The organism is Cupriavidus sp. 291-E7 (assembly GCF_057798835.1).
This window is the reverse complement of the sequence record NZ_JBYOJV010000002.1, coordinates 1-13,735: the sequence shown is the minus strand read 5'-3', so window position 1 is coordinate 13,735 and position 13,735 is coordinate 1. Positions and strand designations below refer to the sequence as shown.

Sequence of the window (13,735 nt, the reverse complement as noted above, 5' to 3'; positions counted from 1 at the left end):
GGGTCCGCGCAGTCCCCGCAAGGACCATGACATGAAAACGCCAGCCGACACGTATCGCGCTGGCAGACCAGGAAACTTGATGCTCGATTCCCTCACCTTCGGCTTCCTCGGCGGCGGCAACATGGCCTCCGCCCTGATTGGCGGCCTGATGGCCCGCGGCGTGCCGGGTGGCGCGATCCGCGTGGTCGACCCCTTTGAAGATGCGCGCCAACGGCTGGCGCAAAGCGGCGTGCAGGCGCTGGCCGCGCCGGATGCCGCCTTCGGCGCCAGCGACGTGATCGTGCTGGCCGTCAAGCCACAGCAATACCGCGACGCAATCGCCCCGCTGGTGCCGCTGCTGGCCGACAACCTGATCATCAGCGTGGCGGCCGGCATCCGGCTGCAGGACATGGCCCGCTGGCTGGGACGCAGCCGGCTGGTGCGCGCCATGCCGAATACCCCGGCGCTGGCCGGCATGGGCATGACGGGGCTGGCCGCGGCGCCGGGCGTGTCCGACAAGGACCGAAGCATTGCCACCGCCGTGGCCGAGGCCGTGGGCCAGTGCGTCTGGGTGGACAACGACGATCAGATCGATGCCGTTACGGCGATTTCGGGCAGCGGCCCCGCCTACGTGTTCTATTTCATCGAAGCAATGGAGCGCGCAGCCACGGAAATGGGACTGTCCGCCGAGCAAGGCCGCGAGCTGGCCGTGGAAACGTTCCGTGGCGCGGCAGCGCTGGCCGCACAGTCGGCCGAGCCCGTTTCGCTGCTGCGCGAACGTGTGACGTCCAAGGGCGGCACGACCTACGCCGCGCTGACGTCGATGGAAGCCAGCGGCATGAAGGATGCCTTCGTCAAGGCGATGCACGCGGCCGCCGCGCGTGGCCGGGAGATGGGCGCGGAATTCGGCAAGGACTGAGGTGGGAATGCCCCCTCTTCCCTCTTCCATGAATGGGAGAGGGGAAAAAAGAACCGCCGGTCTTCTACTTCAGTAGATAAGCCGCGAACGTCCCCGCGAACACACAGGCCCCAAGCCAGTTGTTATGCCGGAACGCGGCAAAGCACTTCATCCGGTCACGATCCTTGATCAGCGTGTAGTGGTAGCCCGCCAGGACCGCCGCGGCCGCCAGACCGGCGTAGAACGGCCAGCCCAGGTCGAGCAGTACACCCGTCCAGGCCATCAATCCCAGGAAGGCCGCATAGCAGATCATGATTGCGGCCACGTCAAAGCGCCCGAACGTGATGGCCGACGTCTTCATGCCGAGCAGCAGGTCGTCGTCACGGTCGACCATCGCATAGGCCGTGTCGTACGCCACGGCCCAGAACACGTTCCCCAGCAGCATCAGCCAGGCAACGAACGGCACCTGCCCCTGGATGGCGGCGAACGACATCGGAATGCCAAACCCGAAGGCGATACCCAGGTACGCCTGCGGGATCGCAAAGAAACGCTTGAAGAACGGGTAGGTACCGGCCAGCACCGCCGCCACCACGGCCAGCCACTTGGTCAGCCCGTTCAGCGGCAGGATCAGCGCGAACGCGATCAGCGCCAGCACGGCGGCCACGGCCAGCGCTTCCCAGCTGGCGATCAGCCCGGCGGTCAGCGGCCGCTCCTTGGTGCGCTTCACATGCTTGTCGAAATCGCGATCGGCCCAGTCGTTGATGGCGCAGCCCGCCGAACGCATCAGGAAAGTGCCGGCAAAGAAGATCCAGAAAATCTGCCAGGACGGCGTCCCGCCGGCTGCCATCCACATCGCCCAGAGCGTGGGCCACAGCAGCAGCAGCGTGCCGATTGGCTTGTCGATGCGGACCAGTCGCGCGTACAGCGCCAGTCGGCTCGGATGATGGGGGGCGGTGGAGGGATGGGACATGGCGGAGGCGGACTTCAGGTAATACCAAGCAAAAACGCGCCTCGGCGCGGGACCGAGGCGCGTTGAACCGGTTCAACCGGTAACGGGCATGATGCGGATCAGGCCAGCAGCGAGCGCAGCATCCACGCAGTCTTCTCGTGCGTCTGCATGCGCTGGGTCAGCAGGTCGGCCGACGGCTCGTCACCCGCGGCGTCGATGACCGGGAACAGCGAGCGCGCGGTGCGCACCACGGCCTCCTGGCCTTCCACGAGCTTGCGGATCATCTCGGTGGCTTCGGGCACGCCCTCTTCCTCGGCGATCGACGACAGCTTCGCGTATTCCTTGTACGTGCCCGGTGCCGGGTAGCCCAGCGCACGGATACGCTCGGCGATGGCATCAACGGCCAGTGCCAGTTCGGTGTATTGCGTCTCGAACATGGTATGCAGCGTGTTGAACATCGGGCCCGTCACATTCCAGTGGAAGTTATGGGTCTTGAGATAGAGGGTGTAGGTATCGGCCAGCAGCTTGCTCAGGCCTTCCGCGATCTTCTTGCGTTCCTTGTCCGAAATACCGATGTTCACGCTCATCTCATTCTTCTTTGCCATTTTTTTAAGCTCCATTCTGGTCAGGCCACGAGGATCGACCGTCCGCGCAAGGCAGACGAGCAGCGGCCATTATCGTATCAGGTTCAAGTCACAAGGACGGACAGTCCCCGTGCGGCATCAAGGAACATGACCATCGCGCCCAATGCCACGACAGCCATGCCGATTTCCTTGCGTACCACCTTGCGTTGCAAGCGCCCAGCATCGCCCGCTTGCACCGCGGCGGCGCGCAACTGCCGGAATTCGCTTACGAAAAGATCGAGCATTGCCATGATGAATCTCCACGTCCGTTTGCGGGGTCCGGCACATCCGCCTGGCATGCCTGCGACCCGATGGACGAAGTCTAGCCAGACGCTATCGAAGTGACTATTTGATTATTTAAAACTATCAAATAGGCGATAGCTATACCCGCGTGGTGGGCAAGGTTTTGGTGCTTTGGAGAACGCTGGCAAACGCTGGAAACGCGGAAAAGCAAAACGGCAGGGTCTCCCCTGCCGTCTCGGTGTTCTGCGAAAAAGGCCGGCGCGCGTCAGGCGGCAACCGCCTCCACAGCCTGGGCATCGCCAATCTTGCGCACGCCGGGCAGGTCGCATGCCGCCACGGCATTGGCCAGCGCATCCATCGCCGGCAGCCGTGTGAAGCTCTTGCGCCAGGCCAGGACCACGCGGCGATCGGGCACGGGATCGGCAAACGGGACGTAGGACAGCATGTCGTTGCGCGGCTTGAGATCGGGCACCGAAGTGCGCGGCAGCACCGTGATACCGACACCGCTGGCCACCATGTGCCGGATGGTTTCGAGCGACGAGCCTTCGAACGTCTTCTGGATGCCGTCCGCCGCCTGCGAGAAGCGCGACAGTTCAGGACAAACGCCCAGCACATGGTCGCGGAAGCAGTGGCCGCTGCCCAGCAGCAGCATGGTTTGCTGCTTCAGTTCATCGGGGTCGACCATGCTCTGCTCGGCCAGCTTGTGTCCGCGCGGCACGGCCACCACGAACGGTTCGTCGTAGAGCGGGCGCACGGTCAGACCCGAATCCGGGAACGGCTCGGCCATGATCGCGCAATCGATCTCGCCCTGCTTGAGCAGCTCGATCAGCTTGTTCGTGTAGTTTTCCTGCAGCATCAGCGGCATCTGCGGGACGGTGTCGATCATCTGCTTGACCAGTGCCGGCAGCAGATACGGTCCGATCGTGTAAATCACGCCCACGCGCAGCGGACCGGCCAGCGGGTCCTTGCCCTGCTTGGCGATTTCACGAATTGCCATCGTCTGCTCGAGCACGCGCTGCGCCTGCGCCACGATCTGTTCGCCGATGGCCGTCACCGACACCTCAGACGTGCCGCGCTCGAAAATCTGCACGGTCAGCTCATCTTCCAGCTTCTTGATGGCAACCGACAGCGTCGGCTGCGAAACGAAGCACGCCTCGGCCGCCCGGCCGAAATGGCGCTCGCGCGCTACGGCAACGATGTACTTGAGTTCGGTGAGCGTCATGATTAATCAAATCCGGTTAGGCGATAGATTTTAGCTTCGATTGCAGCGTCTGTCAGATCGCCGAAGCAATGTCAGTTCTGAAGCACTTTTTCTGACAAATCAGAAGTGGCGCCTACGCCTTCAGAAAGTGCTCGCGTCCGCCGAGCCATCGCGACAGATGTGCTTCGACCGCCTCCGGGAATCGCGCCAGCATCAGTTCGGCCGCCTCCTGCGCATAGTCCACCAGCCAGGCGTCCGTTTCCAGATCGGCAAAACGCAACATGGCCTCGCCCGACTGCCGCGCCCCCAGAAACTCGCCGGGTCCGCGAATTTGCAGGTCGCGGCGGGCAATCTCAAAGCCATCGGTCGTTTCGCGCATCGTCGCCAGGCGTTCACGCGCTGTCGGTGACAACGGCGCCTGGTACATCAGCAGGCAGACCGATTCCGCGCTGCCGCGCCCGACCCGGCCGCGCAACTGATGCAACTGCGCCAGGCCAAAGCGCTCGGCATGCTCGATCACCATCAGCGAGGCATTGGGCACGTCCACGCCCACCTCGATCACGGTGGTGGCCACCAGCACCTGAAGCCGGTTGGCGGTGAAATCTTCCATCACGGCCGCCTTTTCGGCCGGCGGCAGGCGGCCGTGAACCAGCCCGACACGCAGGTCGGGCAGCGCGGCCATCAGCGTTTCATAGGTTTCCTGGGCGGTCTGCAGCTGCAGCGCCTCGCTTTCCTCGATCAGCGGACACACCCAGTAGACCTGGCGCCCTTCCGCCGCGGCGTGATGCACGCGCTCGATTACCTCGTCGCGCCGTGCGTCGTTGACCAGGCGCGTGACGATCGGCGTGCGGCCGGGAGGCAGTTCGTCGATCACGGATACGTCGAGATCCGCGTAGTAAGTCATCGCCAGCGTGCGTGGAATCGGCGTGGCGGACATCATCAGCTGGTGCGGCACTTTCTCGTCCGCCGGCTTCGGCTGGTCGCCCTCCGCCGCCTTGCCACGCAGCGCCAGCCGCTGCGCCACGCCAAAACGATGCTGCTCATCGACCACGGCTAGACCAAGGTTGGCAAACTTCACGCCGTCCTGAATCAGCGCATGGGTACCGATCACCAGCTTTGCTTCGCCCGACTCGGCGCGCGCCACGGCCTCGCGCTTGGCCTTGGCCTTGAGGCTGCCGGCAAGCCAGACCACTGGCACGCCCAGAGGCTCCAGCCACGCCGACAGCTTGCGGAAGTGTTGCTCGGCCAGGATTTCGGTCGGCGCCATCAGCGCGGCCTGATAGCCGGCGTCGATGGCCTGGCAGGCCGCCAGCGCGGCCACAATGGTCTTGCCGCTGCCCACGTCGCCCTGCAACAGGCGGTGCATCGGGTGGGGCAGCACCATGTCGGCCGCGATTTCCTCGACGACGCGCGCCTGGGCGCCGGTCAGCCTGAACGGCAGCGCCGCCAGAAAGCGCGTCAGCAGCCCATCGTCGCGACGCGGCATCGACGGCGCATTCTTCTCCTTGCGAGCAGCCTGCGAGCGGCGCAGCGAGATTTGCTGCGCCAGCAATTCATCGAACTTGATGCGGACCCACGCCGGATGCGACCGGTCGGCCAGCGCGGCCTCGCTTTCCTGCGGCGGCGGGTTGTGCAGCAGGCGCAGGCAATCGATCAGCGGCGGCAGCTTCAACTGCGCCAGCGGCCCGCGCAGGATGGGCTGCGGCAGCGTTTCAGGCATGGGCGTGCGCGACATGGCGCCGCCGATGGCCTTGCGCAGATAGGCTTGCGAAATACCCGCCGTGGCCGGATAGACCGGCGTCAGGCGTTCCGGCAGCGGCTCGTCGGGTATCACGGCGCGTACGGTCGGGTGGACCATCTCCGCCCCAAAGAACCCGCCACGGATCTCACCACGGACACGCAGCCTGACACCTTCGGCCATCAGCTTGGTCTGGCTGCCGTAGAAATTGATGAACCGCAGCGTGAGCTCGCCGGTATCGTCGGCCACCTTCACCACGAGCTGGCGGCGGGGGCGGAAGGTGACCTCGTTCGAAATCACGTCGCCTTCCACCTGCGCGGCCAGGCCCATGCCCGCGCGGCGGATGGCATCGCGGATCGGCTCCAGCGTGGTCTCGTCCTCATAGCGCAGAGGCAGGTGCAGCACCAGGTCGACCGGGCGCCGCAGGCCGAGCTTGGCCAGCCTGGCCATCGCGGAGGAGGGCTTGGCCTTGGGGTCGGCCTTAGGGTCGGCGTTGGCGTCGGCCTTGGCGGCGGCACGCCGGGCCGGCTTTTCGGCGGTCGGGGCGGGTTCGTCAATCGGGTCGGTGGCGGTGCCTGGCATCAGCGCGGGAATATGGGGTTCACAAGCGGGGCACGGGCGAAGCCGGGCGCCCAAGCCTTACAATGTCGGATTCGCCGATTGTACCCATGCCGTACCGATGACTGCGGCTGCACCCCGTTCGGGCTGCAGCCACCGGCTCGTATTGCTTTTGGTATTGCTTTGGTATTGCCCTTGTTTTGCCCCGCTGAGCCCATGCTGACCCTGTCCGATTTCGATTTCCCGCTGCCACCCGAGCTGATCGCGCAGTCCGCCCTGCCCGACCGCAGCGCCAGCCGCCTGCTGGTGGTGGAACGGACAACCCCGGAAGACACCGCCGACGCGGTGCGGCTGGTGGATCGCGCATTCAGCGACATCCTCGAATACCTGGGTCCCAACGACCTGCTGGTCTTCAACGACACTCGCGTGATCAAGGCGCGCTTCTTCGGCCAGAAGCCCAGCGGCGGCCGCATCGAAGTGCTGGTCGAGCGCGTGCTGGACACGCACACGGTGCTGGCCCAGGTGCGTGCCTCGAAAACGCCCGCCGAAGGCAGCCAGCTCCAGCTTGCCGACGACGCGTTCTCGGTCACGGTGGGGCCGCGCGTGGACCAGTTCTTCACGCTGCGCTTTCCCGAACCGGCACTCGATCTGATCGAACGCTACGGCCGGCTGCCGCTGCCGCCCTACATCACGCATGACCCCGACGCCTACGACGAAACGCGCTATCAGACCGTGTACGCCCGCAATCCGGGGGCGGTGGCCGCGCCCACGGCCGGCCTGCATTTCGATGACGCGCTGTTCGCCCGGCTTGACGCGGCTGGGGTCCGGCGCGCCTTCCTGACGCTGCATGTCGGCGCGGGCACGTTCCAGCCGGTGCGCACCGAAAACCTGTCCGAGCACAAGATGCACTCGGAGTGGTACGCGATCACCCCGGAACTGGCCGATGCCGTGCGCGAAACCCGCTCCCGTGGCGGCCGCGTGATCGCGGTGGGCACCACGTCGCTACGCGCGCTGGAATCGGCCGCGGCCGAGGATGGCACGCTGGAGGCGGGCAACGGCGACACCGACATCTTCATTACCCCCGGCTACCGCTTCCGCGCGGTGGACGCGCTGATCACGAACTTCCACCTGCCCAAGTCGACGCTGCTGATGCTGGTGTCGGCCCTGGCGGGCGTGGAAGCGATCCGTGCGGCCTACCGCCATGCGGTCGACCAACGCTACCGATTCTTCAGCTACGGCGACGCCATGCTGCTGAGCCGCCGCGACTGATCCGGCGCGACCGACCGATTTCGAGAACAGAAACATGCTTAATTTCGAACTGCTGACCACCGATGGCAACGCGCGCCGAGGCCGTGTCACGCTGAACCACGGCGTGGTGGAAACGCCGATCTTCATGCCCGTGGGCACCTACGGATCGGTCAAGGCGATGTCGCCGCTGGAACTGAACGAGATTGGTGCCCAGATCATCCTGGGCAACACGTTCCATCTGTGGCTGCGCCCCGGGCTGGACGTCGTCGAAACCCACAAAGGCCTGCACAAGTTCATCGGCTGGGACAAGCCCATCCTGACCGACTCCGGCGGCTTCCAGGTCTTTTCGCTCGGTGAACTGCGCAAGATCACGGAAGAAGGCGTCACGTTCGCCTCGCCGGTGAACGGCGACAAGCTGTTCCTGTCGCCCGAGATCTCGATGCAGATCCAGCGCACGCTCAATTCGGACATCGTCATGCAGTTCGACGAGTGCACGCCATATGAGATCGACGGCCGCCCGGCCACGCACGACGAAGCCGCCCGTTCGATGCGCATGAGCCTGCGCTGGGCCAAGCGGTCGCGCGACGAATTCGAGCGGCTGGCCAATCCGAATGCGCTGTTCGGTATCGTGCAGGGCGGCATGTTCGAGGACCTCCGCGACGAATCGCTGGCCGGGCTGTCCGAGCTGGACTTCCACGGCTATGCGATCGGCGGCCTCTCCGTGGGCGAGCCCAAGGAAGACATGATGCGCGTCCTGGAGCACGTGGGTCCGCGCCTGCCGGCTCACAAGCCGCACTACCTGATGGGCGTGGGCACGCCGGAAGACCTGGTGGCCGGCGTCGCGCACGGCGTGGACATGTTCGATTGCGTGATGCCGACGCGAAATGCCCGAAATGGCTGGCTGTTCACACGCTTTGGCGACGTAAAGATCCGCAATGCGGCGCACCGCAACGATCCGCGCCCGCTGGACGAGCAGTGCGGCTGCTACACCTGCCGCAATTTCTCGCGCGCGTATCTGCATCACCTGCACCGCGTTGGCGAAATCCTGGGCGCGCGCCTGAACACGATCCACAACCTCTATTACTACCTGGAGCTGATGCGCGAAATGCGCACCGCCATCGAGGAGCACCGCTTCGAGGCGTTCCGCCGCCAGTTCGCCGAAAACCGCGCGCGCGGCACCAAATAGCGCAATGTTTTGAAGACAAGACAGGCAGGCGAACTTTTTGGCGTCTGCTGGTCGAATTACTGCCCGCGACGGGTCTGTCCGGGGCGTCTTCCGCAACGTCTGCAAAGTACTTGCAAAGCACCCCGAACAAACCCGTAATTCGCCCTAGAATGCCAAGGCGGGACAACAACCGGGTGATAGAATGCCCGATTCCCTGATTGACCTTTGTGACGGAGAAGTAACGTGCTGATTTCGAACGCTTTTGCGCAGACCGCTGGTGCCAGCGGCGCGGCCGGTGGCCTGATGAGCTTCCTGCCGATCATCCTGATGTTCGCGGTGCTGTGGTTCATCATGATCCGCCCGCAGATGAAGCGCCAGAAGGAATCGAAGGCCATGCTGGAAGCGCTGGCCAAGAACGACGAAGTCGTGACCGCCGGTGGCATCCTGGGTCGTGTGACCAAGGTCAACGAAAACTACGTAACGCTGGAAGTGGCGGAAGGCACGGAAATCACCGTGCAAAAGAACGCCGTGACCACCGTGCTGCCGAAGGGCTCGCTGAAGTCGCTCTGATCGGACGATCTCTCCAGCCTGATCCGGGCAGGTGTCATGTGGCGCCCGACGCTCCGCTGACCTTGCCCCGCGCAGCCGCCTGAATCAGCTCCCAGGGTCCTCCCGGACCCATGACAGGGCTGCCAGGCGGCTGTTTGCCAACCGGTCCGCCGAACCGGCGCGCGTTTTGCGCGACTTGTCGGCATGCCAACCGCAATGACTGGCCAAAGATGAACCGCTATCCGCTTTGGAAATACATCGTGATTCTGGTGGCCCTGGCCATCGGCATCATCTACACCCTGCCGAACTTCTTCGGTGAGGCCCCCGCTGTCCAGGTATCGTCGGCCAAGGCCACGGTCAAGGTCGACCTGTCCATGCAGAAGCAGGTTGAAGAGATCCTGGCGCAGAACCAGCTGCAGCCTGACGGCCTGTTCTTTGACGTGGCGGGCCAGTCCGGCTCCGTCAAGGCGCGCTTCCGCACGACGGACGAGCAGCTCAAGGCCAAGGACGTGCTGTCCCGCTCGCTGAATCCGGACGCCAACGACCCCACCTACGTGGTCGCGCTGAACCTGCTGTCCGGCTCCCCGCGCTGGCTGACCTCCATGCACGCGCTGCCGATGTACCTGGGCCTGGACCTGCGCGGTGGCGTGCACTTCCTGCTGCAGGTGGACATGAAGGGCGCGGTCGACAAGAAGCTCGACAGCCTGTCTGGCGACACGCGCACGCTGCTGCGCGACAAGAACATCCGCCACGCCGGTATCGACCGTGACGGCGACCGCCTGACCGTGCGTTTCAACAACGCCGATGACGCCAACCGCGCGCGCGGTGTTCTGGCCGACAACCTGCGTGAGCTGGCTTTCACGATCGATGGCACCAGCGTGGTGGGCGTCTTCACTGATGCCGCCCGCAAGGCGGTGCAGGACGCGGCCGTCAAGCAGAACATCACCACGCTGCACAACCGCGTGAACGAACTCGGCGTGGCCGAGCCGGTGATCCAGCAACAGGGTTCCGACCGTATCGTCGTCCAGTTGCCGGGCGTGCAGGACACCGCCAAGGCCAAGGACATCATCGGCCGCACGGCCACGCTGGAAGCCCGCCTGGCCGACCCGGACGCCCCGCGCAATCCGCGCCCGGGTGACCCCGTACCGTTCGGCGACGAACTGTTCACCCAGGGCAACGGCGCCCCGGTGATCCTGCGCAAGCAGGTGATCTTTACCGGCGACCGCATCGAAAGCGCCTCCGCCGGCTTCGACCAGAACCAGCGCCCGTCCGTGAACATCAAGCTCGACGCACAGGGTGGCCGCGTGCTGCGCGATGTGTCGCGCGAGAACATCGGCAAGCCGATGGGCATCGTGCTGTTTGAAAAGGGCAAGGGCGAAGTGCTGACCGTGGCGACGATCCAGTCCGAACTCGGTTCCAGCTTCCAGATCACTGGCTCGTACTCGACCGAAGCGGCCAATGACCTGGCCCTGCTGCTGCGCGCCGGTTCGCTGGCCGCGCCGATGGAAATCATCGAGGAACGCACGATCGGCCCGTCGCTCGGTGCGGACAACATCCAGAAGGGTTTTGATTCGGTGGCGTACGGCTTTGCCGCGATCGCCGTCTTCATGGTCCTGTACTACATGCTGTTTGGCGTGTTTTCGGTGGCCGCCCTGGGTATCAACCTGTTGCTGCTGGTAGCCGTGCTGTCGATGCTGCAAGCCACGCTGACGCTGCCCGGCATCGCCGCTATCGCGCTGGTGCTGGGTATGGCCATCGATGCGAACGTGCTGATCAACGAGCGGATCCGCGAGGAACTGCGTGCTGGCGCATCGCCGCAGATGGCCATCGCGATCGGCTTCGAGCGCGCCTGGGCCACCATCCTGGATTCGAACGTGACCACGCTGATTGCCGGCCTGGCACTGCTGGCCTTCGGTTCCGGCCCGGTGCGCGGCTTCGCGGTGGTGCACTGCCTCGGCATTCTGACTTCGATGTTCTCGGCGGTGTTCTTCAACCGCGGGCTGGTCAACCTCTGGTACGGCCGCAAGAAGAAGCTTCAGAGCCTGGCCATCGGCCAGATCTGGAAGCCGGACCCCGACACCCCGGTGGCCAAGTAAGCCAGGACACATCAGGACTACATCATGGAATTCTTCCGCATCAAGCGCGACATTCCGTTCATGAAGCACGCGTTGATCTTCAACGTGGTGTCCTTCCTGACGTTTGCCGCCGCTGTTTTCTTCCTCTGGCACAAGGGCCTGCACCTGTCGATCGAATTCACGGGCGGCACGGTGATGGAGGTCAACTACCAGCAGACCGCCGATCTTGAAAAGATCCGCGGACAAGTCGGCAAGCTCGGTTACTCCGACGTGCAGGTGCAGAATTTCGGCACCTCGCGCGACGTGATGATCCGCCTGCCGCTGCAGAAGGGTCCGGACGGCAAGCCCGCGACCTCGGCGCAGCAGAGCGAGCAGGTGATGGGCGCCCTGACGGCGGCCACACCGGACGTGAAGCTGCAACGCGTGGAGTTCGTGGGTCCGCAGGTGGGCAAGGAACTGGCCACCGACGGCCTGCTGGCGCTGCTGTGCGTGGTGATCGGTATCGTGATCTACCTGTCGTTCCGCTTCGAATGGAAGTTCGCGGTGGCCGGCATCATCGCGAACTTGCACGACGTGGTGATCATCCTGGGCTTCTTTGCGTTCTTCCAGTGGGAATTCTCGCTGTCGGTGCTGGCGGCCATCCTGGCGGTGCTTGGCTATTCCGTGAACGAGTCGGTGGTGATTTTCGACCGGATTCGTGAGGCCTTCCGCAAGTACCGCAAGATGAGCACGCATGAGGTCATCGACCACGCGATCACCAGCACGATGTCGCGGACCATCATCACCCACGGCTCGACCGAAATGATGGTGCTGTCGATGTTCTTCTTCGGCGGCCCGACGCTGCACTACTTTGCCCTGGCGCTGACGGTCGGTATCCTGTTCGGTATCTACTCGTCGGTGTTCGTGGCGGCGGCCCTGGCCATGTGGCTGGGCGTAAAGCGCGAAGACCTGGTCAAGTCCGACAAGAAGGGTGTCGACGTCACCGACCGGAACGACCCGAACTTTGGCGCACAGGCTTAAGCGGCCTGGGCGATTCCAAAAAAGAAAAAGGCACCTTTGAACTGCACCCCAGAAGTTGGACATCCATCCAACCTTTGGGGTGTTTTTCATGGCGAAGTACGATGAGCAATTCAAGCTCAGAGTGGTAAGGCAGTACCTGGCCGGTCGAGCCGGCTTCAACGCAATCGCAGCCGAGCATGGTATTGGCCATAGTCTGGTGGAGCGTTGGGTGGCCAGCTACCGACAGCATGGCCGAGACGGGCTGCGCAAAAAATTCAGCCACTACAGCGCCGAATTCAGATTGGCGGTGCTGCGGCGCATGTGGCGAGATGGTTTGTCGATCGGACAGACGGCCGCTTTGTTCGACATTCGCAGCCCTGGCTGCATTGGGGTCTGGGAGCGCCGCTATCATAGTGGCGGTATGGATGCCCTGTCGCCCCGACCTCGCGGGCGCCCCAAGACGATGCCACAAGCCACGCCTCGCAAGCCTGCAACCGACACCCCAGTCCCCGACGACGAGCGCTCCCGCAAGGACTTGCTCAAGGAGATCGAGAACCTGCGCGCGGAGGTGGCGTATCTAAAAAAGCTCGACGCCTTGGTTCAAGCGAACAAGACATCTGCGCAACCCAAAAAGCGCAAATAGTGCTTGAGCTGAGGCAGCAGTATCCATTGGTCGGCTTACTGAAGGCGGCGGGGCTGGCGCGCAGCACGTTTTACTACCAGCAGGCGGTGCTCCAGGCCCAAGACAAGTATGCGGGCCTGAAAGCGCGCATTCGCGACCTCTTCGACCGACACATGGGCCGTTATGGCTACCGCCGCATCACAGCAGCAATCCGGCAAAGCGGCATGATCGTCAACCACAAGACGGTCCAGCGCCTCATGAGCGAGATGGGACTGAAGTCGTTGGTACGGCCAAAGAAATACCGATCCTACAAGGGCACGGTAGGCCGTGTCGCGCCCAACGTTCTGCAACGGCAGTTCCGGGCCAGGCGTCCGAATCAGAAGTGGGTAACCGACGTGACCGAATTCAACGTGGCTGGCGAGAAACTGTACCTCTCCCCGGTGCTGGACCTGTATAACGGCGAAATCATCGCCTACGAGACCGCCCACAGGCCGGCCTTCGAGATGGTGAGCAGCATGCTGAAGAAAGCGTTCCGGCGCCTATGTCCGCAGGACCGGCCGGTCCTGCATTCCGACCAAGGCTGGCAGTACCAGATGCCGGCCTACCAGCGGATGCTCAAGCAGCGCAATATCCGTCCCAGCATGTCACGCAAGGGCAATTGCCTTGACAACGCCGTTATGGAAAGCTTCTTCGGGACCCTGAAGTCCGAGTTCTTCTACCTGAACAAGTTCGCCAGCGTCGAGGAGCTACAGCAAGGCCTGCGCCAATACATTCACTACTACAATCACGACCGCATCAAGCTCAAACTAAAAGGGCTGAGTCCCGTGAAGTACAGAACTCAGCCCTTGGCGGCCTAAGTTACCCGTCCAACTTTACGGGGTCCGTTCA

General features: G+C 63.8%; 12 protein-coding genes. 7 read left to right on the top strand and 5 right to left on the bottom strand.

Features of this window, described 5'->3' with window-relative positions; translation table 11 throughout:
- Positions 1 to 79: 79 nt before the first annotated feature.
- Positions 80 to 898: a pyrroline-5-carboxylate reductase gene (gene proC / locus AC3FLX_RS02970; protein WP_488693761.1), complete on the top strand. Its 819-nt coding sequence runs from the start codon at positions 80 to 82 to the stop codon at positions 896 to 898.
- A gap of 64 nt (positions 899 to 962) precedes the next feature.
- Here proC and ubiA read toward each other — a convergent pair whose 3' ends face one another.
- The 5 genes from ubiA to recG all read right to left on the bottom strand — a co-directional run bounded on the left by ubiA (position 963) and on the right by recG (position 6,213).
- On the bottom strand, positions 963 to 1,847 hold the full coding sequence (ubiA, locus tag AC3FLX_RS02965; RefSeq protein WP_488693759.1) for a 4-hydroxybenzoate octaprenyltransferase: 885 nt from the start codon (positions 1,845 to 1,847) through the stop codon (positions 963 to 965).
- 98 nt (positions 1,848 to 1,945) lie between these two features.
- Positions 1,946 to 2,431, bottom strand: coding sequence for a Dps family protein (locus AC3FLX_RS02960; RefSeq protein WP_488693757.1), 486 nt, complete (start codon positions 2,429 to 2,431; stop codon positions 1,946 to 1,948).
- Between the two features lie 83 nt (positions 2,432 to 2,514).
- Positions 2,515 to 2,700, bottom strand: a complete 186-nt coding sequence (locus AC3FLX_RS02955; protein WP_488693755.1) for a hypothetical protein — start codon at positions 2,698 to 2,700, stop codon at positions 2,515 to 2,517.
- Positions 2,701 to 2,957: 257 nt separating this feature from the next.
- Positions 2,958 to 3,914, bottom strand: coding sequence for a LysR substrate-binding domain-containing protein (locus AC3FLX_RS02950; RefSeq protein WP_488693754.1), 957 nt, complete (start codon positions 3,912 to 3,914; stop codon positions 2,958 to 2,960).
- 112 nt (positions 3,915 to 4,026) lie between these two features.
- A complete protein-coding gene (gene recG, locus AC3FLX_RS02945; RefSeq protein ID WP_488693752.1) occupies positions 4,027 to 6,213 on the bottom strand; it encodes an ATP-dependent DNA helicase RecG in 2,187 nt (728 codons plus the stop codon).
- Between the two features lie 192 nt (positions 6,214 to 6,405).
- On the opposite strand from recG, the gene queA reads away from it, so the two are divergent.
- The 6 genes from queA (at position 6,406) to AC3FLX_RS02915 (ending at position 13,704) form a co-directional block, all read left to right on the top strand.
- Positions 6,406 to 7,458 (top strand): tRNA preQ1(34) S-adenosylmethionine ribosyltransferase-isomerase QueA, encoded by a 1,053-nt coding sequence (gene queA, locus AC3FLX_RS02940; protein ID WP_488693751.1) that lies wholly within the window; start codon positions 6,406 to 6,408, stop codon positions 7,456 to 7,458.
- A gap of 34 nt (positions 7,459 to 7,492) precedes the next feature.
- The gene (tgt, locus tag AC3FLX_RS02935) at positions 7,493 to 8,623 is read left to right on the top strand and encodes a tRNA guanosine(34) transglycosylase Tgt (protein WP_488693749.1); all 1,131 of its coding nucleotides are present in this window, start codon (positions 7,493 to 7,495) and stop codon (positions 8,621 to 8,623) included.
- A gap of 222 nt (positions 8,624 to 8,845) precedes the next feature.
- Complete coding sequence (yajC, locus tag AC3FLX_RS02930; protein ID WP_488693748.1) at positions 8,846 to 9,172, top strand: preprotein translocase subunit YajC; 327 nt, start codon at positions 8,846 to 8,848, stop codon at positions 9,170 to 9,172.
- A 209-nt stretch (positions 9,173 to 9,381) separates the two neighbouring features.
- A complete protein-coding gene (gene secD, locus AC3FLX_RS02925) occupies positions 9,382 to 11,247 on the top strand; it encodes a protein translocase subunit SecD (protein WP_488693746.1) in 1,866 nt (621 codons plus the stop codon).
- A 24-nt stretch (positions 11,248 to 11,271) separates the two neighbouring features.
- Complete coding sequence (gene secF, locus AC3FLX_RS02920; protein WP_488693734.1) at positions 11,272 to 12,246, top strand: protein translocase subunit SecF; 975 nt, start codon at positions 11,272 to 11,274, stop codon at positions 12,244 to 12,246.
- An 88-nt stretch (positions 12,247 to 12,334) separates the two neighbouring features.
- Positions 12,335 to 13,704, top strand: a protein-coding gene (locus AC3FLX_RS02915) for an IS3 family transposase (protein ID WP_488693732.1) whose coding sequence is annotated in 2 segments (ribosomal slippage) — positions 12,335 to 12,803 and positions 12,803 to 13,704 — 1,371 coding nt in all. Because the reading frame shifts where the segments join, the coding sequence is not laid out codon by codon here.
- Positions 13,705 to 13,735: the final 31 nt, after the last annotated feature.